Raw genomic sequence first — 24728 nt, forward strand, 5'->3', positions numbered from 1 at the left:
TCTAATTCTCACTTTCCATAATTCTTTTTCTATATTGCTCATCAGGCAAATTTAACAATTTATCAATTTCACTCACTTTTAATGGGTGTAGATTAATTTGTTTTTTAATAGCAATATTCTCCATTACATTTCTAAATAACCATAGCTCCTCATTGGTCTTATCAACCGCATCATCTGGAGTATATACAAAATCATTTTGTTCAAAAAATTCACTTTTTAATTGATTGTATAATTCTATTATATCTTGAATTTGCTCTGCGTAAACAACAACACCATGATTTCGTAGCAATATTATACCTTTTTCTTGATAAGAATAATTTTTTCTTAATGCTTCATACAAATCATTTCCGGGCAAGGCAAAATCAATAGTTTCATAATTTTCAAATTTATATTCTTTGGCACATAAATAAGGTAAAATATAAACAGGATGATAATGTGCTACATATTTATTTTTAAATACCATATGCATTTTAATTTCCATAGATGGTTTTACAACATCCATAGAATAATCCTTAAAATAGGAAAAAGAATTGATATTATTTTTAAAAATAGATATTTTATGCTCTTTTTTTAAATCCTCGCCTGAAGCCTTAATAATAAAATATTCATCATTTTTTATAGAAATATTTCCACCTTTTGATGGTGCATCCAAGATATTACCAAAAATTTTGCATAAATCTTGATAGTCTTTAATACACCCATCAAGCTTTTTATTATTATACATCATTTTCCACATATCCATCTATTTTTCAAAATCAGATCAAAAATATCTTTTACAGTTTGGATCAAATCTTCATATCTGCCAGTATATTCTTTTTGCAAGTAATCACTCAATAATATATCCCTTAAACGTATTTTAAAAATACCATCTCTAACTATAATTAGAAAATTTGCATTGTCTTTTTGTTTTTCAAGATATTTTTTATAATCTTCTTCTCGTTTTTGTATAGTATCTATAATCTTAGAATGACTATAATTTCTTTCTTTACTATCTCTATTTATCTTCTGCCTATTCGCTTCATCTGAATCAATATATATTTTAATTTTTACAAAATCTCCTATAACCTCTTGATATAAAGTATGCAAACCCTCTATAATCACAATATCTAAATCTTTAATCTTAATTTCATCAGATTTAACAATCACTCCATTTTTATGATCATATAATGGTATATATAGTTTATTTCCTATATCTTGATAAATATGTTTTATATCCATAGCTAACTGAATGAGATTATTCGCTTCAGGATTATAGTGTGTCACCCTCTCCCACATTTTAGAATGTCTCTCATATTTATGATAACCATCGGTGCTAATAATAAAACTTTTATATATCTCATCAATAGCATTACTCAAAGTAGTCTTTCCACTTCCACTTTTTCCAGAAATTGAGATCAGTAACTTTGAACAATTATATGGATAATAATTTATCCTATAACCTCCCCCTAGAAAATTATCGGCGATAGAATCTCCAATCATTACAATTTCTTCTTCATCAATAAATTTCCCATAAAGCTCTAAAGCTCTATTAACAAGCGCTTTATTTGGTTTTTCAAGCTCAAATTCTTCAGAGCATACCAAATAATCAATCATATTTGTCAAATTTGCACAATTTAGTTTATGGATTTGCTCAATAAAATAAAAGTTTGTTATAGCTATTACTTTTTTATTAAGACTTTTAACAAAACATAAAAATTCAAACATTGTTTTATCTACTTTTAAATTTCTTGTAAAAATAGAAACGTACAACTCAAACATTTCACTAGCTTTTGAAAAATGAATATTTTTATTTTCACAAATAATTTTAAAATACAATTCTTTTTTATGATGATTTGCAGATAATCCTCTTTTTGCAATCATCTTTTTTGCTAGATCATAATCTTCTAATGTAAAATTATATTGTTTCACTGTAGCTTCTAATGCATTTTTATGTGCAAATGTGTAATTAAATAAAGTATTATCAATATCAACCATAATAAGTTTATATTTTTCAGCTATTTTTCTTAAATTAAACATACATACTCCATAAATCAGGCTTTTTAGTACACACAGAAAATCCTTTTGGTAGAATACTTTGAATAGATTTTATAAGTTTCATATATGATAGATCGTATAACTCAGGAGAAACCAATATAGGTTCAACTTGTCCTAATTTTGGCTCGATACTGTAAATAAATTCTTTATAATCTTTAATATCAAAACTAGAAAATTGTGAGTAATCTACCCATGCATACTTAGGTTTACTAATATCCATAAGTTTTTCATTATAAGATTCTACATCTGAAATTCTAATGATAAATTTACCTTGATATCCATTTTTTGATAATCTTAAAATATCTGGAATTTGAGAGTCTAAAAAATAATACTCAAAATTATCACCGAGCAATTCTATAATTTTTTCTTCTAGTCCTGATTCTTTTACATTACAAATAATAGGGATATTTTTCATAAATTGAATTTTTTCTTTAAAAAAAGGATATAGAGAATTTTTTTCTAATAGATCATGATTTAATATTAATTTTTCATTATATCTCAAGTCAATTTCTATGCCATAATTTTCAATAGAAAACTCTAAATTATTTTGGCGATGTAAAAATATCATTATTAAATCTCCTATAATCCTCAGGTATCCCAATATCAATAAAATAATTATTAAAAATTTTGGTTTGTATTTTTAATGTTTTATATTTTTTTTGCAAAAATTCTTCAAAAGAAAATTTTTTCTCCAAATCAAATTCATCAAAAATATCTTTTTTTAGCAAGTATATACCGCCATTGATTAAACCTTGCTTTTTAAATACTTTTTCTTCAAAGGAAATTACAATACCTTGATCATCAACATTTACAGTGCCATATCTATCAAAATTTTGCATTTGTTTTAGTGCGATGCAAATTTTACTATCATTTAAAACAAGTTTTTTTAGATCAATATCAAAAATAGTATCTCCATTTAAAACATAAGCTTGATTTTGTATCAATTTCAAAGCATCTTTTATAGCTCCACCTGTGCCTAAAAGCTCTTTTTCGATGTTATAGCGTATTTTTATACCTTCAAATTCATCTTTAAAATACTCTTGAATGAGTTCGTATTTATATGAAACACTTAAAATAACTTCAGCAACCCCTTGTTTTTTTAAATACTCCAAAACAAAAGCTAAAAATGGCTTTTCATTAATAGGCGCCATAGGCTTTGGAAGATCTTGCACTACGCTTTTTAACCTTGTGCCAAGACCTCCTGCTAAAACTATAGCTTGCAATCAAACCCCTTGCCAAAAAGTTCTTCTTCTACTATAGCACAGATGATATGTCCTATCAAAATATGCGCTTCTTGAATTCTTGGTGTACAAGATGATGGTACTTTAATACAATAATCACAAAGTTCATTCATAGCGCCGCCACTAGCTCCGGTTAAACCTATGCTTAAAATTCCTTTTTCTTTACAAATTTCTAAAGCTTTTAAGATATTTTTGCTATTTCCACTTGTAGAAATTCCTATAAATACATCCCCATTCACACCTTGGGCTTGCACTTGTCTTGCAAATAAATTTTCATAGCCATAGTCATTACCAATAGCTGTTAAAATACTCGTATCAGTACTTAAGGCAATACTTGCAATACCTGGCCTATCAAAGTAAAATCTACTCACAAACTCCCCAGCTATATGCTGTGCATCAGCTGCACTTCCTCCATTACCTGCTAGTAAAGTTTTATTGCCATTTTTATAAGCATTGATCACTTTTAAAGACACCTCTTTAATTAAACTGATCATATTATTATCATTTAAAATCTTAGTTTTGATATCAATTGAATCACTAAAATGAGATTTTATATATAAATTTAAATTTTCCACGATTTTGCTCCTTCTTTAGTGAAGTAGAACTCTTGCACATATCCTTGTTGCTCATTTAGAATTTTTTTAAGTTTATATTTTTTTATAGGATCAACCATAAAAAACATAAACCCTCCAGCGCCCGCTCCACTTGTTTTGCCACTATAGGCACCATTTTCCATGGCTAAATGATAAATTCTTTCAAGCTCATCGTTACTTACTATATCAGAAATGATCTTTTTTGACTGCCATGATTTACCTAGGATTTGAGCTATTTTATGAAAATCGGCTCTAAATAATGCTTCTTTCATATCTAGTGCATCCTGTTTTATCGCATGCATAGCATTAAGAGAGTTTTCATCTCCTAGTTTTCCTTTTTTATGCTCTTCTATATCCTTAGCTTCTCTAGTGATATTTGTAAAATAAAGCAAAACCCTAGCTTCAAGTTCACTTGCTATCCAATTTTTAATGCGTAAAGGATTCACTATCACTCTTTTTTGATCATAAAATTCCATAAAGTTAAACCCACCAAAAGTTGCAGCATATTGATCTTGTGCACCACCTACTATAGCCATATCCTCTCGTTCAATCTCATACGCTAAACGCGCGATCTCATACTCACCCAAGGGTAAATTCAGCCACTCAGCAAATGCTTTGATGATACCTACCACCAAAGTAGAGCTACCACCAAGCCCACTACCACTTGGCACATCTGAATAGGTATGTAAAGAAAAACTTAAAGGTTTTTTAACATAGTCTCTTACTAAACGATTATAAATTGCTTTATAAAGATCTAGTTTACCATCATTTTCTAAAAAATCTTTGCTTTTATATTCTACTTTTATATTTATATCTGATGAATCAAAGATAATTTTTCCATCATTTCTTTCTACTAAAGTACAATGCACATATAAAGATATAGTTGCATTTAAAACATAACCTGTATATTGATCACAGTATAAATTTATATCAGTACCCCCACCGGCTAAGCCCAAGCGCAAGGGAGTTTGAGAACGAATTATCATGATCACTACCTATTTAGTGGGATTCTACCCATAGAGATTTCTTTTCTCCAGTGATTTAACAAATCTTCAAACATCTGCCTAGCTGGAATTTCTGGCTTCCAGTTGATATAACTTTTAATTTTAGTATTGTCAAACATTTGATAGTCTGCATCAATAGGACGCAATCTTTCTTCATCTTGTTCTACTTTGATATCTTTTCTTGTAGAAAAATTCAAAAGTATATCGATAACCTCAGGAAGTTTAAAAGCTTCTTCACCTGCTATATTAAAAGCTTCACCACAAGGAACTTTTCCTTTTTCACTTTCCAATGAAAGTAAATAATAAGCCCTTATCGCATCTCTGGCATCTTGAAAAGTTCTTACACTTGATAAATTTCCTACTTTGATAACAGGCTCTTGATAACCCGCTTCAATCAATGCGATTTGTTTTGCAACAGTACTTTCAAAAAATACATCACTTCTTCTTGGACCACTATGAGTTCCCATTCTAGTAACATAAGTTTTTATACCATAAGCCTCACCATAAAATCTTCCCAAATAATCAGTGCCAATTTTACTTATACTATAAGGACTTGCGCCATGAAAAGTTGTATCTTCATTTAACTTAATACCAACTTTTGCTCTACCATAAACTTCACTAGAAGAACACACATGCACTACAGGATCATAACCATCTTTAGCTTTTAATAATCTAATATTTTCTAAAATATTTGCTGTACCTATAATATTAGTCTGTAAGGTTTCTATAGGTATATCAAAAGATGTTTTTGGGTAAGACTGTGCGGCCAAATGAAAGATCACATCCGGTCTTTTGCTCTCAAAAAGCTTTTGAATACTTGAATAATCATTCAAATCAGCATAAAAAATACTAATTCTATCTTTTTTGTTAATCCTATCACTTAGATGATAGATATTATCCATAGGTTCTTGCCAACGCATCATACCTATAACATTATAATCTGTATTTTCTAGCAAGAAATCTGCCATTTGTGAGCCAACTTGACCCGTAAAACCTGTAATTAATGCTATTTTTTTCATATTAATCCTTTATTATTTTTATACCAATGAAATGTTGCTCTTAACCCATCTTCTAATTTTGTATAAGCTTGCCAATTCATTTGTTTAATTTTATCACAACAAGTTAATTTTTCATAAGTTCCATCAGGCTTATTTAGATTATATGTAAATCCTCCTTCAAATTGAATAATTGTTTTTAATAAACAAGCTAATTCTTTAATCGAATAATTTCCATCAGGACCAATATTAATATGCGGATTATACTTATCTATTATGTTTATATCCTCTATATTAATATTTTGCATTATATGAATACAAGCGTTAGCTAAATCATCACTGTATAAAAATTCTCTCTTTGGGTTACCGCTTCCCCAAATTTCTATAGAATTTTCTTTCACACCTAAAATATCTAAATAGTTTTTGGCTTTATCAATATCATCAATTCCTAAATCTTTTAAAATTAAATCATATCTTTTTTCGCTCAATAATTTAGCTAAATGTATTTTTCTCATTAAAGCTGCAACAACATTAGCACTTTCAATATCAAAATTATCATTTGGACCATATAAAGTTGTAGGACACACCGAAATAAAATTCATATTGTATCTAGTAGAATAAGCCTCACACATCTTCATACCAGCTATTTTGGCTATAGCATAAGGTTCATGTAAATATTGCAACTTTCCACTTAACAAATATTCTTCTTTTATAGGTAGCGAAGTATGTTCTGGATAGACACTTGTACTGCTGATAAATAAAAGTTTTTTTACATTATTTATATATGATTGATGGATTACATTATTTTGAATTTGTAAATTATCATAAATAAATTCAGCTCTAAATTGTTTATGTGCTTCTATGCCGCCAAGTCTAGCTGCACATAAAAAAACAAAATCCGGCTTTTCTTTTTTTAAAAAAAAATTAACAGCATTTTGATCAGTTAGATCTAATTCAGAATGTGTTTTGTAAATTAAATTCTCATAGCCATTATCTTTTAATTTTCTCAAAATAGCAGAACCAACCAACCCTCTATGACCAGCTATATAAATTTTATCATTTTTTTTCATATCCATCCTTATTATAATTCATATAAGCATAAACCTTCTAAAAATACACCTAACGGCCTTACATCAAAAGACTTACTATAAAATATTGGTTGAGCTGTATTTTCTACTTTAAATTTAAGAAAAACCATTTTCCCGTATAGTTGCTTATCAATTGCAAAATATTGATTTATTTTATTAGAAGTCAAACAAAGTTTTTTTTCAACTAATTGGCAATCATTAAGAAATAGTTCTATTTTAACTTGCGGTCTTTTTTTGCATAAAAAAGCTTTACATGATATATTTAAAAAAATGTTTTTCTCGCTATATGGAATCGTAAAGGATATAATTGAATCTTTGGTCGCAGTCCACCTTCCTTTTTGATTCTCATCGGCATAAAATCCATAAAATTTAAAATCCTTATCTTCAAAAAAAGTGTAATAGTGATTTTTTTTCAAAGGATTGTGTAAATTATTAAAAAAAATATTCGCTTCCTTTTTTTCTTCCAATATGCCTTTTATGCTTTCTTCTAAAATATTACAAGAATAAAAAAAATTTTTATTTTTTTTCTCTTCATCTGTTCTTAACAAGAACTTTTTATCTAAATAATACTCTATTTGTTCCAAAACTTCATCTTCTAAAATATAGACATGATTTAGTAATTTATATTTTTCCTCTAAGCGATTATAAACATCTCTTTCTTCTTGAATTTTTTGCATTAATATATCATCTTTTGCTATGTTATAAAAAACAACAGGTTTATTTATATACATAAAATCAAAACACATAGATGAAAAATCTGTAATTAACATTGAAGCTTTATTTTTTATTTTTCCTATATCTTGCTCACCTATAAAAATTATATTAGAATTTTCGGTTTTAAAACAATCTTCTCCAAATAATCTTGTAATTTCATGATGCATAGCAAAATAAATTTTTGTCTTATATTGACTACAAATTTTGTTCAATTTTTCATTATTTAAAAAATCCTTTATTTTTTTATAATAACTAGAAGATTTAAAATTATCCTTTATTAGACTAATATATTGTCTATATGTAAAGTAAATTAAAATTGAATTTTTTTCTTGATGGTTTTCTAACAATGTCCATCTTGGCAACCCAGCCTTAATGAAATTATCTTCACAATAAGAATAATTTTTACAATAAATTGACTTTTCTATATCATTACTCACAATCACTTTATCATAAATAAATTCAGATAAATGAAATCTATATCCTTCTTTAAAATAGTTTACTCCATGTTGAGCCTGAATACAACATATTTTGCTCTTATCTATAAGAGAATATAATTTTGATAAAAACAGCAACTGACACGAATCAACCCAAATTTTTGTCTTTGCTATTATACTTAACAATCTCCAAGAAGTTCTATTTGGCAAACAACCTATGATATTTCTTTTATAAATCTGTTTTACTTCTTTATATTTAATATGTTTTTTATTGATCACATAATAAACTTCATAACCTAAATCATGCATATATTTAAATAACAGAAAATTATCTATTAATTCATGATTTTCATCATAAAACATATCTGTAAAAACAATAGCTTTCCTTTTTAAAAAATCACAAGAAAATATTTTTTTAAAAATTATTAAATGCAGCTTTTTTTTGTAATTAATCATAATTCATCCAATAACTTGACAAGATTACTATAAGTATATGAATTTTTAATCTCGCTATAATTAACCACATCACTAGAAGTTTGAATGCATTCAAGTATCTTTTCTGCTATTTTTTTATAACCAAGCTCTTGATTATCTAATACAAATACTTTATCTTCTATTTTTTTATCTACAAAATCTTTACTTGTAATTATTTTTTTGTCTAAAACTAATGCACTTACTATCGGTCCAGAACTTTCTCCATGAGGTTTTTTTCTTAATTGAACCACCAAATCTACTTGATTAATCAGGTTATAAAATTGGATATCACTTACATTTTCATAAATTTCCAAATAAGACTTATCAAAATCATATTTTTTAAAAAAATTACTAGCTCCATAACCAACAACTAATAACCTTATATTTATATTTTTAGACTTATTAAGATACTCTATTGCTTGAGCTATTTCTAGGGAAAATTTTATCTCGTGAGGAACACCGAAAGTTCCAATATAAATTTCACTATTTTTTTTACAAAAATTATCAATATTTGCAATTTTAGGCAATGGCAAGAAAGCTTCAACAATATTAACTTTATAATCTTTTAATTCTTTTAAAATCAAATTCTTACATAAGCTATTATTTACTATAAAATTGAAAATATTTGTTAGTCCAACAATAACTCTTAAACTATAAATTTTTAATTCTTCGTTCCAAATTCTAAATTCTTGAAAATTTTTTAACTTTATAAGCTCTAAACTAAACTCTGGATAATATTTAATCAAATATTCTTTCATAATTAAAAAGTTACTATTACAATGAGAAAATAGCAAATTATTCAAATTAGCTTCATGAATATACAACCAAGATTTCTGCTTATCAATACTACTTTTCGCCATATGTAAATAAGGATTATTATGGCTAGAATTTCCCAAAATATAAATAAATTTTTTATACAGATAGCTTGCGTCAAATTTTATAAATGTTTTTAAGTCAAAAACATTTTTGGATAACCCCCTAGCAATACTCAAATCGCGGACATCAGAAAATATATCAAAACACTCACAATCAACAAAAGCATTGTGATTAAAAATAGCTATTCCAGTTTTTTCTGGTGGTAAAACACCAAAAACAGCATTTTTTTCTTTATTTATGATTTTTTTTATATTTAAAAACGCAATGTCGCTTTCTTTTACTATATCATATTTAAATAGTCGCTGCAATATGCTCTCAATTTCATTAGTAGTTTTTTGTTCATTAATAAACAAATCTGTAATTTTATCATTGTGGTGTATTTTTAAAATTGGCAATCCAAATAAAGAATATTTTTTACTTTTATTAAAAATTTCGATTTTTAATAAAAACACACCTAATAGATAATACTTTTTTAGTCTACTGTAAATAATCTTCTTGAAAATAGGAATTCCAAATATTGCAATTAATTTTGTTTTCACAAATTATCCTTTTTACATTAAATAAATCTAGCAAATACCCTAATAAAATAAAATTTTGACTTTAAAAGTTTTAATCTTATTTTATCTTTAATGTTTTTTTTAGTTTTTTGATTAGACTGTATCTTATGTGCTGCAAAATGAAAATCTTCTAAATTATCGTAAAAAACTTGTATATATTGTTTTTTTTCTCTTAAAAAATAATTCTCATTTAAAATCTCATCTATTTCAGCAAAATATTCTTTCCAAGTAGGAATTTTATAAGCATAATCAGGAAAAATCGCCCTATCATTTAGAACATCTAAAATAGTATCAACCCAAGTATCTACATTAAGTGGAGATAAAAATATAGCACATTCTTGAGAACTCTCATGATAAGCTGGTATATCAGAACATATAGTTGGTATACCCATAGATACAGATTCAGCTACAGGCATACCCCAACCTTCAGTATATGATGGATTTAATGTAGCATATGATTCAAGCATTAATTTTTCTAATTGTGAATCTTGGATATTTTCTAACCTTTTTACAAATCTTGAAACATTAGGTTCAACTTCAAAATATCTATCAAGCCAGTCAATCAACCACCCTTTTCTTCCTATAATGTAAAGCATAGGTGTGTGTTCTTGTAAAATAGAATATAATTTTTTCCACGCTAAAAACAATAATATATGATTTTTTCTTGGCTCAAAAGTACCAACGTAAATAAAATGTTTATGAGAATCTTGCTTACTCCATCTTGCTTTAAGAAAATTTTCTTCAGCACCTATTTCTTTTGCGATAACTTTTGGAGGATTAACACTTATTTCTTTTGAATAATTCAAAATATCTTGTTTAACCGCTTGAGAAGTAGTAAGAATTAAATCTGCACTCCAAAGCATTATTTTCATCACACAACTATGCTGTTTAAAGGAAATCGTTCCCTCTGCATGATACTCTGGATGTGTAATTGGCGTCATATCATGACAAAAATAAATCATTTTAACATTATCTTTTATAGCAAATTTAGCTATAGTATATCTTCCTATTAAAAGACTATGTGTAAGATTAAAATAAGTATATTGTATATTATTCTTCAAAATTCTTTCTATATCTATTTTTGTATTAATAAAATCATTTTTATCAATATTGTAAGAAATGTTATCAATCTCTGCCCAATTTTTTGCTATCTTTCTTAGTACATCTAAAGCACTTTGCGTAGGATATGTTTTCAAGTAGCCACCATAACCACGAACAAAAATAACCTTACTGTAAGTTTTTAATAAAAATAGAATATAGTATAAATCAACTCTATCTACACCAGAAGGTGTAGGCAAATTTCGTCTTTGATCTAAACGAGTAAAATCATATATAATAAACATTTTTAACCTTTTTTTACTTCATATATATTTATAGAATGAAAAAATATTCCCAGCATTCTTGAGTCTTGATTTAACTTTAGCATTTTTGGACTAATAGGAAAACGAATGATGAATTTTATCATAATACAACCGTTTTGCTTTAATAATTTTTTTCTACTAACAACAATAGAAATTTTATTTTGACTAACATCCTTGAAAATATTACACGAAAACATCTTTTTTGAATCTAAATAAACAGTCGCATCTAAGTCTGTAATAGCATGAAGTTTAAAATCAATAACAATTCTTTTGTGTTCAGTGAAATTAAAATAAAAAGATACCTCATCACCCAAACTCCATCTTCCATGTATTTCCCTTTTAGATAACCCTACACTTCTAATATTTTTTGATGTTGATATAGGTAAAATCCTATTAATAGGTGTTAAAATATTTGCAAATGGAGTATTTTTTTCTAATGAACTAATGGCATTGTAAATATTTTCTCTAAAATTCTCTCTACAAGCAAAAAAACTTTTATTTTTTGCCTTAAATTCATCTTCTAGTATAAAATTGTTTTTACAATAATATATGCATTTATTAATTACATCTTTTTTATTATAAAAAACATTATAAATTTGATCATTTAATTCTTCAGAATGCTTAGAATTTTCTCTACTTTCTTCATCTAAACATAACTCATCTTGGTCTATTCTATAAAATAAAACAGGTTTATCTTTTATCATAAAATCAAAAGCCATGCTAGAATAATCTGTTATTAACAAACTTGCTTTATTTTTAATTTCACTTAACTTACTCTGACTAATAGGATTTAAAGTATCAAATCTACCATCATTTATCTTTTCCATCTCATGGTGTAGCGCAAAATAAATTTTAATATTATTTTCTTTCATATAATCTATGAAATTATCATCGTTTAACAAATAATACCACTCTTTAAATATTCTATACTCTATAACTTTTTGATCTTGCATTAAGTATCTTCTAAAAGTAAAATACACTAAAACAATTTTCTCATTACATTGTTCAATAGGTAATACACTATCCCATCTTGCTAAACCGAGTATAAGTTGTCTATTTTTAGGATAATTATAAATTGTTTCATAATAAGATTTTTCATGCAAATTTGAAAAAATAATTGCATTAAAATTCTCATCAGATAAACTATCTGTATTTTCCAAAAAATATTTTTTAAAAAAATTAACACCATGCTGGGTATAAATATAATGAATTTTGGAATTACAAAAAATACTACCTAGCCTAAGTTTAGAACTAAAAATCTGAAAAGAATCTAAAATATATTTTGTTTGCAATAAGTGCCACATAAAATTAAGCGATAAAAATTTTTTATTAACAACAATAATATTTTTTGGATATTTTTGTTTTAATTCTTTATATAACATATGATTTTTAGAAATCGCATAATAAGCATTTTTGGTTTTATTTTTTAATATAAACTCAAATAAACACAAATTATCATTTAAATCAGAATTATCATTAAAATAATTATCCAATAATATCCATTTTTTTCTCTCAAATAAACTACATGATGAAAACAAACGAAGTATTCTTCGATATATATAAAAAATAATACTATAAAATTTCACACATTTCCTATCGCATAAAGTTGTATAATGCCTACTATTTTTTCATCTTGAGTGACAACTATTTCTTTGATTTTGTGTTTTAACATAAGCTCTTCTGCTTCACTTGCCATAGCACTTGCCTCTATGGTTTTTGGACTCTCACTCATGATTTCTTTAGCTTTAAAATCAAATCTTGGCTTATCATTTGCCCTTAATGCTCTTCTTAAGTCTCCATCTGTGATAATCCCAACTAGCTTTTCATTTTCAAGTACTATACAAAGTCCTAACTTACCACTAGTCATCACATCAACTAGCTCATTAAATTCACTCTCAGGATTTACTATAGGTAGATTATTTGACACCATCAAATCACTCACCCTAGTTAAAAGCTTTCTACCCAAGCTTCCCCCTGGATGAAATAAAGCAAAATCATCAGGTCTAAATTTCCTTGCTCTCATTAAAGCCACTGCTATAGCATCACCCATCGCTAAAGTAGCCGTAGTAGAAGAAGTTGGAGCAAGCTGGAGTGGGCAAGCTTCTTTTTTTACTGCTATGTTTATAAAAATATCAGCTTGTTTAGCCAAAGTAGAGTTTTGATTTCCCGCCATAACAATCAAAGGAATTTTTCTTTTTTTAATCACTGGTATGAGTTTTAAAACCTCTTCAGTTTCTCCTGAATTTGAAATAGCCAAAAGCACATCCTCGCTTGTAAGCATACCAAGATCTCCATGTAATGCTTCACCTGGGTGCATAAAAAAACTTGGAGTGCCTGTACTAGCTAAAGTCGCAGCTATCTTAGCTCCTATATGGCCTGATTTACCCATGCCACTTACTACACATCTACCTTTGATAGATAAAATCAGCTCAATGGCTTTATTAAAACCTTCATCTAAATTATCGCATAAATCTAAAATCGTTTTTGATTCTATCTCAAAAACTTCTTTGGCTATTTTAATCGCATCTATTTGGTTCATCTAAATTCCTATATATTTAACACTACATTAGTTGCAATAGCTATTTGATATAAAATTTGTGTTAGCATGCTAAAGATTTGTAAATTTTGACTATCTACTTTTGGTAAAACTAAAATAGAATCTCCTGCTTTGATATCTGCTGAGCTTCTACCGCTGTATTTAGTTGCTTTGCCATTAGCATTGATTACTAAAACTCTTGATATATCTGCTCTATCGCTAAAACCACCTGCTAGATTAATATAATATCTTAATTTTTCTTTATCCATATACACAAACGCACCTGGTATAGAAACTTCACCTTGAACTAAAACAAGATTATTTTTACTAGGTACATTTACTACATCACCTTCTTCTAATACTATAGAATTATACGCTTTGACATTGTCTATAACGATTTGTCCTTTTGGCTGGGCTTGTTTTGCACGCGCAATAAATTCTAAAATCGTCTTAGCTTGAGTAGCTCTAATGCTAGCTTGCTCAGCATTGACCGAAGAGCTTGTTAGAGCTAGTGTTTCAAGCTCTTTAAGTTGAGCCTCAATAAGCTGTTTTTGAGTAGCTGCTACACTTTTTCTAAAAACTTGCAAGGCATTGATGTTTGATTGATCATTAACTGTAATCATTTTAGCAAGTTCAGCTAAAGTTGTGCCTTTTTTTATCACCACCGAGTGCAAACCACTATGCTCACCTTCTATACTAATGCTAATATTTTGCGCAGTATAATCAGGTCTAAATTCTATCTCATCACCATTATATAATTTCACACCTAAAAACTGCTTTTTGCTGTAAGCATCCACATGTAATTTATGATCATCTCTATAGCTTTTTACCACAGCATTAGTAACTATAGGTTTAGCTCCTGCAACCCTTGCTATATCTTCTAAATTTAAAATATCATTACTGAGCTCAAATCTAAAAGGTTTTTGCACATCTCCTTCTACAAAAACATACTTTTGTACACTACCTACTAAGATCACATCACCCATTCTAAAAGGAAAAAGATCAAGCTGACCTTTAAGTAAAAAATCATACAAATCTACTTTTTTAATGACTTTATTATCTCTTAAAATTTGAATATCTCTAAAACTACCATATTCTAGATTAATTCCACTTGCTTTATCTAAATACTGTATGATAGAATCTGAACTTAGTCCTTGATAAAGACCAGGTTGATTTACATTTCCTGTGACAAAAACTGATACATTTTGGTAAATATCCATATCTGCATATACATAGACATTGCTTTTATAGATTTTATTAATAGCTTTTGTAATAACTTGAACTAAAGCACTATTTTTCACACCCAAAAGATTAATCGCACCCACTTTTGGTATAAAAATATTTCCTTGAGAATCTACTGTTAAAGTTTGTATAAACTCTACTGCACCCCAAATTTTTACATTAATCCTATCGCCTACTGCTAATTTATAGTCAGGATTATAAACATGTTGAGTAAATTTAGTAAAGTTTCCATTAAACAAATGTGCACCAAAAACTTTAGTTATCGGAGCTTGAGTTTGGTTAAAATCACTTTGATTGTTATCATAATTTATAATTTGTGGCTCTAAAGATGGAGTTAACGGTTGATTTTGAATTTTTGCAATTTGAGAAACATCTACTGCTGAAAATAAAAACAAAGGTAAAAGTAAAAGTAAAAATATCTTTCTCATTAGTATCTATGCTCCTCTATAATCATTTTAATAAATTTAACAATTCCATAAATCAAAGATAAAATCATAAAAGCTGTGAGTATATTATACAAAGCTTCTGGGTATTTAGCACTTTGAGGTAAACTTGGGCTTTGCACTATAACCACTTGTTTTATCTTTCTTAAAGCTTCTATTCTAGCACTCTCATAAGCTTTTAATGCAGCTGTATAAGCACTTTCTGCAAAACCTGCTTCTATGGTTAGATCTTGAAATTTAGCTGCAAGATCGTTGAGTTTTTGAGAGGATTTTGGCGATGAAACTTTGGATTTTTCTTTTTGAAGTTGTTTTTTTAAGGCTGTGATTTCACTTTTTATAGTAACAATTTGTGGTGCATTATCATTTATATAGCTTTGCATCATTAAAAGCTCAGCTTCTTTAGCTGCTATTTTTGATTCAAGTTCAGCTATGAGTTTTAGGGTCCCTTCTGCTTGTTTGAGTGGATCAAATACTCCATATTTGTTTTGAAAAGCTAAAAGCTCATCTTTAGCCTTTTGATATCTTTTTTTAAACTGCAAAAGTTCTTCTTCAGCAAATTGCATTTGATCTCTTGCGGCTTTGTGTGAAATTTCATTGATAAATTTTTCACTTTCTTTAACTATAGTTGAAGCTATCAAATGTGCACTTTGTGGGTCAAAACCTTCAACTTCTACACGCAAAAGCCCATTAGCTGAGTTTTCTTGAGTAATTTTAACACGGTTTTGATAATACTTTAAAAACTCTTCCTGATTGGCTGATGAGGAAATATTATAAAAAAAATCAAGTTTTTGTTTTTGATATAACTCACGAATTTGAACTTTTTCTTCTAAGATATTTAACATATCTAAAGAATGAATATAAGATTTTAAATAATTAATATCCTCGCTTGAAAAAGAATTATTAGTCAAAAATGCGGCAATTCCAGTAATAGCTCCGCTATCTCCTGTCGTTGATTTCACACTTAAAACACTTTCACTCACATAGCGATTTGCTGCTATAAAAACATAATAAAATACAACAAATGCTGTCAAAATCAACACTATTTTAAAAGAATTAAGTATCTTTAAATTTTTAAGTTTTTTTAATAACTCATTTTGCATTTATTTTTCCTTGATACACCGCTATACCCTCATCTACATCATCATATATAGTAGCTTGTCCATCTTGCATGAATATAATTTTATCACACCATTGTTTAATTTCAGCTACATTGTGTGAAACCATGATAACTTTTGACCTACTTAATTTTTCTTTATAGATTTTAGAGCTTTTTTCTCTAAATTTAGGATCTCCCACAGCACCTGCTTCATCAATTAAATAATAATCAAAATCAAAAGCCATACTTAAGCCAAAAGATATTCTAGCACTCATACCTGCTGAATAAGTATTCATAGGCTCATCAAAAAATTTACCGAGCTCAGCAAAATCTTCCACAAATTTAATCTTTTCCTCTAAAGCCTTTCCTTTATAACCATATACTCTAGCCACAAAGCGTGCATTATCTCTTGCTGAAAGTCTGTGTTGAAACGCACCTGCTAAACCTAATGGCCAAGATAATTTTTTATTAGTGATAATCTTGCCTCTATCAGGAAGCAAGGAGCCGCTTAAAAGTTTCATTAAGGTTGATTTTCCAGCACCATTGCGTCCCATTAAACCTATACTGCAATTTTCAGGGAACTCAAAACTTAAGTTTTTAAAAACATAATGCCTTCCACCATTGCGTAAAGGAAAAGATTTGGTTAAATTAACTAATTTTATCATCGCACCGCTATCAACTTTTCTCTAGTAAAATAATAAAAAAACAATCCCAAAAACAAAATCACACTTAAACATGCAATAGGATAATAGTAATTATAATCATCAAGCAATGGATAATTTTGAAAAAAATTATATTTTAAAAGCTCCATAATATGTAAAAGTGGATTGTAATACAAAATGTCTAAAATAGGTTTTGGAACTATCCATATAGGAAATACCACCAAAGCTGTCCAATATAAAACTATATTTAAATAATTTAAAGCCATTTTTAAAGGCTCTGCAAAATGTCCTGCTATAGCAAAACACATTCCCATAGCAAAACCAAATACTACAAGCAAAAAGAATGAAAACATCACTTCTAAAAAATGCTTAGGTATAACTTGCATATGCAAAAACCAACCTGCTAAAAACATTACACAAATAAAAATAGTAAAATAGATACAAAACTCAAGCAGTGCTCTTGCAATAAAAACATGTATGGGACGAATAGGTTTATAAGCAAAAAGAGCTAGATTAGCACCTATGCCATTTAAAAGCTGAGTAATAATACTTCTAAACATAAAAAAAGGTATAATTCCTACTGCTAAAAACAAAAAGATAGAAACACCTTCAGGCATGATTTGATGATGAAATTCTCTAATAGCTGTTATAATGGAAGTGATTACCAAAACCACCATCATAGGCTCTCCGATTACCCAAAAATAGCCCAAATATTTATTAATACCAAATCTTGTCTTTAACTCTCTAAAAAAAAGAGCATGTATGACATTAAACATATTTTTAGCAAACCTTTTTAAATTTTCAAAATTTTTATATTATACTTTTTTATCTTATATAATATTTAACAAGGTTTAAAAATGAAAAGAAATTTCTTTAAAGAATTAGAAAAAATTTTATATCACAAAGATATTTTCAAAAAGATTGAATTATTTAATGAATTTTATGAAAATTTTAAATCTAATTTGTATGATTTTAATCATTCACATGAAGCGATCATTTGTGAAAACTCACAAGTTAAAATCCTTCATCCTATGAAAATAAGGCGTCCAAAAGAAGCAAATAGTACTTTATCTTTAGCTAAAATATTACATTCAGTTGCACATATAGAATATAGTGCTATAAATTTGGCCTTAGATGCTAGTTATAGATTTAAAAATTTGCCATTGAAATTTTATCAAGATTGGCTTGAGGTAGCTGATGAGGAAATTAAGCATTTTTTACTTTTAGAAAAAACTTTAAATGAACTTGGTTTTAAATATGGAGATTTCTATGCCCATGATAATCTTGAAAAAGCCTTATTTTTAACCAAAGATAATCTTGCTCACAGAATGGGCATAGTGCATAGAGGACTTGAAGCAAAAGGACTTGATGCCAATCCTTTTGTCTTAGAAAAATTAAACACAACTAATCATCCTATAAAAAGTTTATTTGGTGAAATTTTTACCATTATATTAAATGATGAGATTAAACATGTAAATAAAGGAGATTTTTGGTGGAATTATGCAAAAAATGAAAATGATGATTATATGGATCTTTGTGCCAAATATAAAGAATTTAATCTTTTAGGAAAAGTATATAATAAAACAGCTAGAATACAAGCAGGATTTAGTGAAAATGAACTTCAAAAATTAGATGATTTTTATAATAGAAAATGAAGATGGTGGTTAGAGGCAGAATCGAACTGCCGACACGCAGATTTTCAGTCTGCTGCTCTACCGACTGAGCTATCCAACCACTGAATTGAAGTTGTAATTATACAATAGTTTTTTTAAAAAAAGTTGAAATTTGCATAAAAATGCAAATCATTCAACAAAAGCACCAAATTTAAAGATTTTTTGCATTCTTAATGCAGCTAATTCACGTTTATCGTATTGTTCTAACTCTTCTATAGCTTTTAAGACATAATCACTTAAATTTTTAATCGCATTTTCTTTATCTCTATGAGCTCCACTCATTGGCTCTTCGATAACATCATCTATTAAACCTTGAGTTTTTAAATCATCAGCAGTTACTTTCATCGCCTTAGTAGCAGCTTCACTTTTTGATGGATCATTCCATAAAATAGCAGCACAACCCTCAGGTGAAATCACAGAGAAAACTGAATTTTTCATCATAGCAAGTTTATCAGCTACTCCTATAGCCAAAGCACCACCACTTCCACCTTCACCTATAACTACTGCTATAGTGATTGTTTTAAGGGCGCTTAACTCATATAAATTTCTAGCTATAGCCTCACTTTGACCACGCTCTTCAGCACCCACTCCTGGGTAAGCACCTGGAGTATCCACTAAAAATAACACCGGTATGTCAAATTTTTCAGCCATTTTTGCTACTCTTAGAGCTTTTCTATAACCTTCAGGATGAGGCATACCAAAATTTCTATGAAGTTTATCTTTAGTACCTCTACCTTTTTGCTCACCTATAACAATAATTTTTTTCCCACCTATATAACCTGCATAACACACAATAGCAGGATCATCTCTAAAAGCACGATCACCATGGATTTCATAAGCATCACTTAATATAGCTTGAATATAATCAAGCGCATAAGGACGATCAGGATGTCTTGCAAGCTGTAAGCGTTGGTAATCACTTAAATTTTTATAAACTTTTTGAGTTTCTTTTTCAAGGTTTTTTTCTAAAATTTTTACTGCTTCATCATCGCCTTTGATTTTAGCATTTGCTAAATCTTCATCAATTTGCTGAATATTTTTTTCAAAATCTAAATAAGAAGCCATATTAATCTACTTTTTTGAAAATCACACAGCCATTTGTTCCACCAAAACCAAAAGAATTGCTCATTACAACATTAACTTCGCTTTTTCTTGCAGTATTTGGTATATAGTCAAGATCGCAATTTTCATCTGCTACGATTTGATTGATAGTTGGCGGTAATACACCTTGATCAAGTGCCATTAAAGAAATAACAGCTTCAATAGCACCAGCAGCACCTAAACAATGTCCTGTTTGACCTTTTGTAGAACTAACTAAAGGAATTTGATCTTTGAAAAGTTCTTTGATAGCTGCTGTTTCATTTTTATCATTTACTGGAGTAGAAGTTCCGTGTGCATTAATATAATCTACTTTTGGATTTCCTGCCATTTTTAAGGCTTTTTTCATAGCACGCAATGGCCCTTCTAAAGTAGGTGAAGTGATATGATGTGCATCTGCACTTTCGCCAAAACCTACCAACTCAGCATAAATTTTAGCTCCACGCTTTTTAGCAGCCTCATACTCTTCAAACACTAAAGCACCAGCACCCTCACCCATTACAAAACCATCTCTTTCTTTATCAAATGGTCTTGAAGCCTTAGCTGGATCATCATTTCTAGTAGAAAGAGCTTTCATAGCAGCAAAGCCACCTATACCTACAGCACAAATAGCTGCTTCAGCACCTACTACAAGCATTTTATCTGCATTGCCTAAAGCTATGCTTTTATATGCTTCGCCTATAGCATGAGTTCCTGCTGCACAAGCAGTCACGCATGAGATATTTGGTCCTTGTAATCCATGCTCGATTGATACAATCCCACCAAGCATATTAACCAAAGCTGATGGTATGAAAAAAGGAGTTATTTTGCGTGGTCCACGCTGTGCGCAAGTAACGGAATTTTTTTCTATATTTGGTAAACCACCTATACCAGCTGCTGAAACTACACCAAATTCTTCTTTGTTTAAAGTTTCATCAAATTTAGCATCTTCCATAGCTTCTCTTGCTGCTTTAATACCAAGTTGTATAAAACGATCTATTTTTTTAACCTCTTTAGCATCACAGACACTTAAAGGATCAAAATTTTTTACTTCAGCAGCAATTTGCACTGGAAAATCAGTGGTATCAAAAAGAGTGATTTTATCAACGCCACTTTTGCCATCACAAATTGCTTTAAATGAGCTATCTTTGTCTAAGCCAAGAGCATTGATCATTCCTATACCTGTTACTACAACGCGTTTCAAACCGCACTCCTTATTAAAAATTAAAATTATTTTTGAAGATTTTCTATATAATTAACAACATCTTCGATTTTTACTAGTTTTTCAGCATCACTGTCTGGAATTTCCACATCAAATTTTTCTTCTAAAGCCATAACTAATTCAACAACATCCAAAGAGTCAGCACCTAAATCTTCAATGATTTTAGATTCCATTTTAACTGCATCTTCATCAACACTAAGTTGCTCAACAACTACTTTTTTTACATCATCAAAAATTGCCATTTTTATCTCCTAGTTTAAAAAATTAAAACGCATTTTACAATAAAAAAATAAATTTCTTGTTTAAAAAGTTAAAAATTAAAGATTATTACGAAAAATTTAATTATCTGTGTTTAAATAAAAGCTTAAATTTTAGCAAAGGAAATTTATGCTTTTGGATAAACTTATAAAAGAAAATAAAAAAACTTGGGAACAATACATCCATCATGAATTTGTAAAAAAACTTCAAAATGGTACTTTAGAAAAAGATACATTTTTGTTTTATCTTAAACAAGATTATATTTTTTTAAATAATTATGCAAAATGCTATGCCCTGCTTGCTTTAAATGCAAATAACGCTAAAGAAATTCAATTTGCCATTAAAAATCAAAACTACACTTTAGAAGGAGAATTAGAACTTCACAGAAGTATTTTAAAACTAGGTATTGATGTAGAAAAACTTGACTATAAAGATGAAAGTTTAACTAATATTGCTTATACAAGATACTTACTAAGTGTGGGACAAAATGGAGATTATTTGGATATGCTGTGTGCTTTGAGTGCTTGTGCTATAGGATATGCATATATAGGGGAAGAAATTTATAAAGGACTTAATGAAAAAAGCTTAGAAAATCATCCTTACAAAGAGTGGATTTTAACCTATGCAGGTAAAGAATTTCAAGATGAAATTAAAGAATTTAAAGACTTTTTTAATTCTTATACAAATAGCATTAGTGAAGAAAAATTTAAAAAATTAAACGAAATTTTTTATACTACTATAAGACTTGAAACAGCCTTTTGGCAACACTCTTTAGAGCAAAAAATGGAAATTTAATCATCATAAAGATGATTAAATTATCAATTTAGTAATATTAATCCCAAAAAAAGCGATCAAATATGCACATAAAGATGTGAATATAAAAAGATACCATACATACTTTTTATTTCCTGCTTCTTTAGCAAAAACTATAGTTGCTGCAAAGCAAGGATTATAAATCATAACAAAAAGTATAAAAGCTACTGCTGTGCTAAAAGGGATGTTTTCTTTTATGGCTTCTTGTAAATTTAAACTTGTCTCATCAACTTCATCACCTAAAGAATAAAGCACACCCATAGTAGAAATCATCACTTCTTTAGCCGCTAAACCACTTACCAAAGATACACTAAGTTTCCAATCAAAGCCAAGTGGTGCAAAAATAGGCTCTATTGCTTTGCCAAATTGTCCAAGATAACTATTTTCTATCTGAAGTTCTTGAGTTAAAGCATCTTGAGTATTATTTTCTTGTGCAGGAAAATTACTCGCAAACCAAATAAGCAAAGAAGCTATCAAAATAAATGTTCCTGCTTTTTTTAAATACATTTTGGCTTTGTTAAACACCATAAACCATACCAAATTCCAATTTGGCATTCTATATTTTGGCATTTCCATTACAAAAGGTTCATCTTGTCCTCTAAAAGCGCTCATTCTTAAAATCTTAGCTGCAATCAAACCCAAAAACGCACCCAAAAGATAAATCCCAAAAAGATAATTTCCCGCCACATCAGTAGGAAAAAACACTCCAACAAAAAGCACATATACAGGAAGTCTTGCGCCACAACTCATAAAATTAATAATAAAAAGAGTTAATAGTCTATCTTTTTTATTTTTTAAAGTTCTTGTAGCCATAAATGCAGGTACTGAACAGCCAAAACCCGTGATTAAAGGGATAAAACTTTTACCATGTAAGCCAAATTTGTATAAAATTCCATCTAATAAAAATGCAACCCTAGCCATATATCCAGTTGTTTCAAGCAAGGCTATACCAAAAAATAAAATCATAATATTTGGTAAAAAAGTTATAACCGCACCAACCCCACCTAAAACACCATCAGCTAAGGCTGAAGCGATAAATTCATTGCTAATATTATTTTTTACCATATCACCTAAATTAGCAAAAAACATTTCTATATAATCCATAGGGATTTGACCTAAAGTAAAGGTTAGTTGAAATAAAGCCCACATAAAAAACAAAAATATAGGAATTCCTAAAAATTTATTGATTAAAATAGAGTCTATTTCTTTAGTATGATTTTTATACTTAACACCCTTACTTAAAACTTTAACACATATACCATTTGCAAAAGCAATCAGTTCTTCTTTAAAAATACTTTCCATATCTTTGCTATGATATGCCATATAAATTTTTTCTAAAGCTTCATCAAGTATTTTTCTCAAAGCGTGTGAAATGACTATATTGGCTTCATTTTTAAGTAAAGCAAGCGCCAAATCTTTTGTAGAAAAATCTAAATAAGTAATTTCATTTTGATTTAAAAATTCACTTATTTTTGCAAGTTCTTCTTCTATGATATCACTATAAACACGCTCTTTAGCTTCAAATTTAGCTTCATGGGTTGAAATGATTAAATCCAAAAGTGCATTTAGATTTTCTTTAGTTTTAGCGCACACGCCAAGACAAGGTGTATTTAGAAGTTGGGATAAAATTTTAAAATCTATACTAAAACCTTCATTTTTAGCTTCATCTTGCATATTTAAAGCCATAATCATTTTGATTTTAGCTTCTATTAAAGATGCACTCAAAATCAAATTACGCTCTAAATTTGTAGAATCAAGCACATTTACCACAAGATCAAATTTACCCTTTTTTAAAAAATCTTTTGTAATTTTTTCTTCTTCGCTATAACCATCTAATGCATAAGTTCCTGGTAAATCTATAAATTTAAACTCATAATTTTTATAAATTAATCTAGCCTCAGCCTTTTCAACCGTAACACCACTAAAATTTCCAACTTTCATATTAGCCTTGCAAAGTGCGTTAATTAATAAACTTTTACCAACATTTGGCTGACCTACTAAAGCAACGATGATTTCTTTCATTAAAACTCTTTTGAAATTTGTATTATTTTTGCTTCACTTGAGCGTAAAATCACGCAAGTTGTATCAAGTTCTACCATAATAGTAGAATTTGCTATAGAAGAGCGAATTTTTTTAACTTTTTTGTTTTTTGCAAAACCAAAACTAAAAAGTCTTGCTTGGAGTTGTTTATCTGCTTCAAAGCCTACTATAAAGGCTTCTTCATTGTCTTTTAATGTATCTAAAGTCATGTTTTTCCTTACAAAAACCAAGATAAGACATTATATAAAAAATTCAATTATTTATTTTTTAAAATAATAAGCAATCTCAAAAATGA

24 protein-coding genes and 1 tRNA gene are annotated in these 24728 nt (G+C 28.6%); 2 read left to right on the forward strand and 23 right to left on the reverse strand.

Features of this window, described 5'->3' with window-relative positions; all coding sequences use genetic code 11:
• Position 1 precedes the first annotated feature (1 nt).
• From L8X33_RS00635 to L8X33_RS00715, 17 genes are read right to left on the reverse strand one after another with little or no spacing between them, the layout of a single operon-like run.
• Positions 2–727, reverse strand: a complete 726-nt coding sequence (locus L8X33_RS00635) for a class II aldolase/adducin family protein (RefSeq protein WP_263669714.1) — start codon at positions 725–727, stop codon at positions 2–4.
• Positions 724–2016 carry an HAD-IA family hydrolase gene (locus L8X33_RS00640; protein ID WP_263669715.1) on the reverse strand — a complete coding sequence of 431 codons (1293 nt, stop codon included), beginning with the start codon at positions 2014–2016 and terminating at the stop codon, positions 724–726. The genes L8X33_RS00635 and L8X33_RS00640 overlap by 4 nt, the downstream gene beginning before the upstream one ends.
• The gene (locus L8X33_RS00645; protein WP_263669716.1) at positions 2009–2602 is read right to left on the reverse strand and encodes a hypothetical protein; all 594 of its coding nucleotides are present in this window, start codon (positions 2600–2602) and stop codon (positions 2009–2011) included. The genes L8X33_RS00640 and L8X33_RS00645 overlap by 8 nt, the downstream gene beginning before the upstream one ends.
• The gene (locus L8X33_RS00650; RefSeq protein ID WP_263669717.1) at positions 2577–3257 is read right to left on the reverse strand and encodes a nucleotidyltransferase family protein; all 681 of its coding nucleotides are present in this window, start codon (positions 3255–3257) and stop codon (positions 2577–2579) included. The genes L8X33_RS00645 and L8X33_RS00650 overlap by 26 nt, the downstream gene beginning before the upstream one ends.
• A complete protein-coding gene (locus L8X33_RS00655) occupies positions 3245–3850 on the reverse strand; it encodes a D-sedoheptulose 7-phosphate isomerase (protein WP_258108323.1) in 606 nt (201 codons plus the stop codon). The genes L8X33_RS00650 and L8X33_RS00655 overlap by 13 nt, the downstream gene beginning before the upstream one ends.
• Entirely contained in the window at positions 3838–4857 is a 1020-nt protein-coding gene (locus tag L8X33_RS00660) for a dehydrogenase (protein ID WP_263669759.1), read from the reverse strand. Before L8X33_RS00660 ends, L8X33_RS00655 begins: the two co-directional genes overlap by 13 nt.
• Before the next feature lie 2 nt (positions 4858–4859).
• On the reverse strand, positions 4860–5891 hold the full coding sequence (locus L8X33_RS00665) for a GDP-mannose 4,6-dehydratase (protein WP_263669718.1): 1032 nt from the start codon (positions 5889–5891) through the stop codon (positions 4860–4862).
• Positions 5888–6937: a GDP-L-fucose synthase family protein gene (locus L8X33_RS00670; protein ID WP_263669719.1), complete on the reverse strand. Its 1050-nt coding sequence runs from the start codon at positions 6935–6937 to the stop codon at positions 5888–5890. Before L8X33_RS00670 ends, L8X33_RS00665 begins: the two co-directional genes overlap by 4 nt.
• 11 nt (positions 6938–6948) lie before the next feature.
• Positions 6949–8559 (reverse strand): CDP-glycerol glycerophosphotransferase family protein, encoded by a 1611-nt coding sequence (locus L8X33_RS00675; protein ID WP_263669720.1) that lies wholly within the window; start codon positions 8557–8559, stop codon positions 6949–6951.
• Positions 8556–9992 (reverse strand): hypothetical protein, encoded by a 1437-nt coding sequence (locus tag L8X33_RS00680; protein WP_263669721.1) that lies wholly within the window; start codon positions 9990–9992, stop codon positions 8556–8558. The genes L8X33_RS00675 and L8X33_RS00680 overlap by 4 nt, the downstream gene beginning before the upstream one ends.
• Before the next feature lie 17 nt (positions 9993–10009).
• On the reverse strand, positions 10010–11353 hold the full coding sequence (locus L8X33_RS00685) for a glycosyltransferase (protein ID WP_263669722.1): 1344 nt from the start codon (positions 11351–11353) through the stop codon (positions 10010–10012).
• 2 nt (positions 11354–11355) lie between these two features.
• Positions 11356–12957: a CDP-glycerol glycerophosphotransferase family protein gene (locus L8X33_RS00690; protein ID WP_263669723.1), complete on the reverse strand. Its 1602-nt coding sequence runs from the start codon at positions 12955–12957 to the stop codon at positions 11356–11358.
• Positions 12954–13910: an SIS domain-containing protein gene (locus L8X33_RS00695; protein WP_404842192.1), complete on the reverse strand. Its 957-nt coding sequence runs from the start codon at positions 13908–13910 to the stop codon at positions 12954–12956. Before L8X33_RS00695 ends, L8X33_RS00690 begins: the two co-directional genes overlap by 4 nt.
• 8 nt (positions 13911–13918) lie before the next feature.
• Positions 13919–15577 (reverse strand): polysaccharide biosynthesis/export family protein, encoded by a 1659-nt coding sequence (locus tag L8X33_RS00700; RefSeq protein ID WP_263669724.1) that lies wholly within the window; start codon positions 15575–15577, stop codon positions 13919–13921.
• The gene (locus L8X33_RS00705) at positions 15577–16692 is read right to left on the reverse strand and encodes a capsule biosynthesis protein (RefSeq protein WP_263666308.1); all 1116 of its coding nucleotides are present in this window, start codon (positions 16690–16692) and stop codon (positions 15577–15579) included. The genes L8X33_RS00700 and L8X33_RS00705 overlap by 1 nt, the downstream gene beginning before the upstream one ends.
• The gene (locus L8X33_RS00710) at positions 16682–17353 is read right to left on the reverse strand and encodes an ABC transporter ATP-binding protein (RefSeq protein WP_257928499.1); all 672 of its coding nucleotides are present in this window, start codon (positions 17351–17353) and stop codon (positions 16682–16684) included. Before L8X33_RS00710 ends, L8X33_RS00705 begins: the two co-directional genes overlap by 11 nt.
• Positions 17350–18126: an ABC transporter permease gene (locus L8X33_RS00715; protein ID WP_263666309.1), complete on the reverse strand. Its 777-nt coding sequence runs from the start codon at positions 18124–18126 to the stop codon at positions 17350–17352. Before L8X33_RS00715 ends, L8X33_RS00710 begins: the two co-directional genes overlap by 4 nt.
• A gap of 81 nt (positions 18127–18207) precedes the next feature.
• Between L8X33_RS00715 and L8X33_RS00720 the strand changes: the two genes are divergently transcribed.
• A complete protein-coding gene (locus L8X33_RS00720) occupies positions 18208–19005 on the forward strand; it encodes a ferritin-like domain-containing protein (RefSeq protein WP_263666310.1) in 798 nt (265 codons plus the stop codon).
• Positions 19006–19008: 3 nt separating this feature from the next.
• On the opposite strand, the gene L8X33_RS00725 is transcribed toward L8X33_RS00720, so the two are convergent.
• The 4 genes from L8X33_RS00725 to acpP all read right to left on the reverse strand — a co-directional run bounded on the left by L8X33_RS00725 (position 19009) and on the right by acpP (position 21564).
• A tRNA-Phe gene (locus tag L8X33_RS00725) sits at positions 19009–19084 on the reverse strand.
• Between the two features lie 68 nt (positions 19085–19152).
• Positions 19153–20088: an acetyl-CoA carboxylase carboxyltransferase subunit alpha gene (locus L8X33_RS00730; protein WP_263669725.1), complete on the reverse strand. Its 936-nt coding sequence runs from the start codon at positions 20086–20088 to the stop codon at positions 19153–19155.
• Position 20089: 1 nt separating this feature from the next.
• Positions 20090–21304, reverse strand: a complete 1215-nt coding sequence (locus tag L8X33_RS00735) for a beta-ketoacyl-ACP synthase II (RefSeq protein WP_263666311.1) — start codon at positions 21302–21304, stop codon at positions 20090–20092.
• A gap of 26 nt (positions 21305–21330) precedes the next feature.
• Positions 21331–21564, reverse strand: a complete 234-nt coding sequence (gene acpP, locus L8X33_RS00740) for an acyl carrier protein (protein ID WP_039617517.1) — start codon at positions 21562–21564, stop codon at positions 21331–21333.
• Between the two features lie 145 nt (positions 21565–21709).
• Here acpP and tenA point away from each other — a divergent pair, with 145 nt between their 5' ends.
• Positions 21710–22375, forward strand: coding sequence for a thiaminase II (gene tenA, locus L8X33_RS00745; protein ID WP_263666312.1), 666 nt, complete (start codon positions 21710–21712; stop codon positions 22373–22375).
• Positions 22376–22390: 15 nt separating this feature from the next.
• Here tenA and feoB read toward each other — a convergent pair whose 3' ends face one another.
• A complete protein-coding gene (gene feoB, locus L8X33_RS00750; protein WP_263669726.1) occupies positions 22391–24415 on the reverse strand; it encodes a ferrous iron transport protein B in 2025 nt (674 codons plus the stop codon).
• Positions 24415–24642, reverse strand: coding sequence for a FeoA family protein (locus L8X33_RS00755; RefSeq protein ID WP_039627920.1), 228 nt, complete (start codon positions 24640–24642; stop codon positions 24415–24417). The genes feoB and L8X33_RS00755 overlap by 1 nt, the downstream gene beginning before the upstream one ends.
• Positions 24643–24728 lie beyond the last annotated feature (86 nt).

Origin of the sequence: Campylobacter sp. CNRCH_2014_2849, assembly GCF_025772845.1 — a bacterium.
Taxonomy (GTDB): domain Bacteria; phylum Campylobacterota; class Campylobacteria; order Campylobacterales; family Campylobacteraceae; genus Campylobacter_D; species Campylobacter_D lari_D.

Bases quoted from the DNA above. Each gene is read 5' to 3' on its own strand.
- L8X33_RS00755 (WP_039627920.1), bottom strand. From the start codon at position 24,642: ATGACTTTAGATACATTAAAAGACAATGAAGAAGCCTTTATAGTAGGC.
- L8X33_RS00635 (WP_263669714.1), bottom strand. From the start codon at position 727: ATGATGTATAATAATAAAAAGCTTGATGGGTGTATTAAAGACTATCAA.
- L8X33_RS00645 (WP_263669716.1), bottom strand. From the start codon at position 2,602: ATGATATTTTTACATCGCCAAAATAATTTAGAGTTTTCTATTGAAAAT.
- tenA (WP_263666312.1), top strand. From the start codon at position 21,710: ATGCTTTTGGATAAACTTATAAAAGAAAATAAAAAAACTTGGGAACAA.
- L8X33_RS00640 (WP_263669715.1), bottom strand. From the start codon at position 2,016: ATGTTTAATTTAAGAAAAATAGCTGAAAAATATAAACTTATTATGGTT.
- L8X33_RS00705 (WP_263666308.1), bottom strand. From the start codon at position 16,692: ATGCAAAATGAGTTATTAAAAAAACTTAAAAATTTAAAGATACTTAAT.
- L8X33_RS00730 (WP_263669725.1), bottom strand. From the start codon at position 20,088: ATGGCTTCTTATTTAGATTTTGAAAAAAATATTCAGCAAATTGATGAA.
- L8X33_RS00675 (WP_263669720.1), bottom strand. From the start codon at position 8,559: ATGATTAATTACAAAAAAAAGCTGCATTTAATAATTTTTAAAAAAATA.
- L8X33_RS00715 (WP_263666309.1), bottom strand. From the start codon at position 18,126: ATGTTTAATGTCATACATGCTCTTTTTTTTAGAGAGTTAAAGACAAGA.
- L8X33_RS00720 (WP_263666310.1), top strand. From the start codon at position 18,208: ATGAAAAGAAATTTCTTTAAAGAATTAGAAAAAATTTTATATCACAAA.
- L8X33_RS00695 (WP_404842192.1), bottom strand. From the start codon at position 13,910: ATGAACCAAATAGATGCGATTAAAATAGCCAAAGAAGTTTTTGAGATA.
- L8X33_RS00665 (WP_263669718.1), bottom strand. From the start codon at position 5,891: ATGAAAAAAATAGCATTAATTACAGGTTTTACGGGTCAAGTTGGCTCA.
- L8X33_RS00700 (WP_263669724.1), bottom strand. From the start codon at position 15,577: ATGAGAAAGATATTTTTACTTTTACTTTTACCTTTGTTTTTATTTTCA.
- L8X33_RS00710 (WP_257928499.1), bottom strand. From the start codon at position 17,353: ATGATAAAATTAGTTAATTTAACCAAATCTTTTCCTTTACGCAATGGT.
- acpP (WP_039617517.1), bottom strand. From the start codon at position 21,564: ATGGCAATTTTTGATGATGTAAAAAAAGTAGTTGTTGAGCAACTTAGT.
- feoB (WP_263669726.1), bottom strand. From the start codon at position 24,415: ATGAAAGAAATCATCGTTGCTTTAGTAGGTCAGCCAAATGTTGGTAAA.
- L8X33_RS00685 (WP_263669722.1), bottom strand. From the start codon at position 11,353: ATGTTTATTATATATGATTTTACTCGTTTAGATCAAAGACGAAATTTG.
- L8X33_RS00670 (WP_263669719.1), bottom strand. From the start codon at position 6,937: ATGAAAAAAAATGATAAAATTTATATAGCTGGTCATAGAGGGTTGGTT.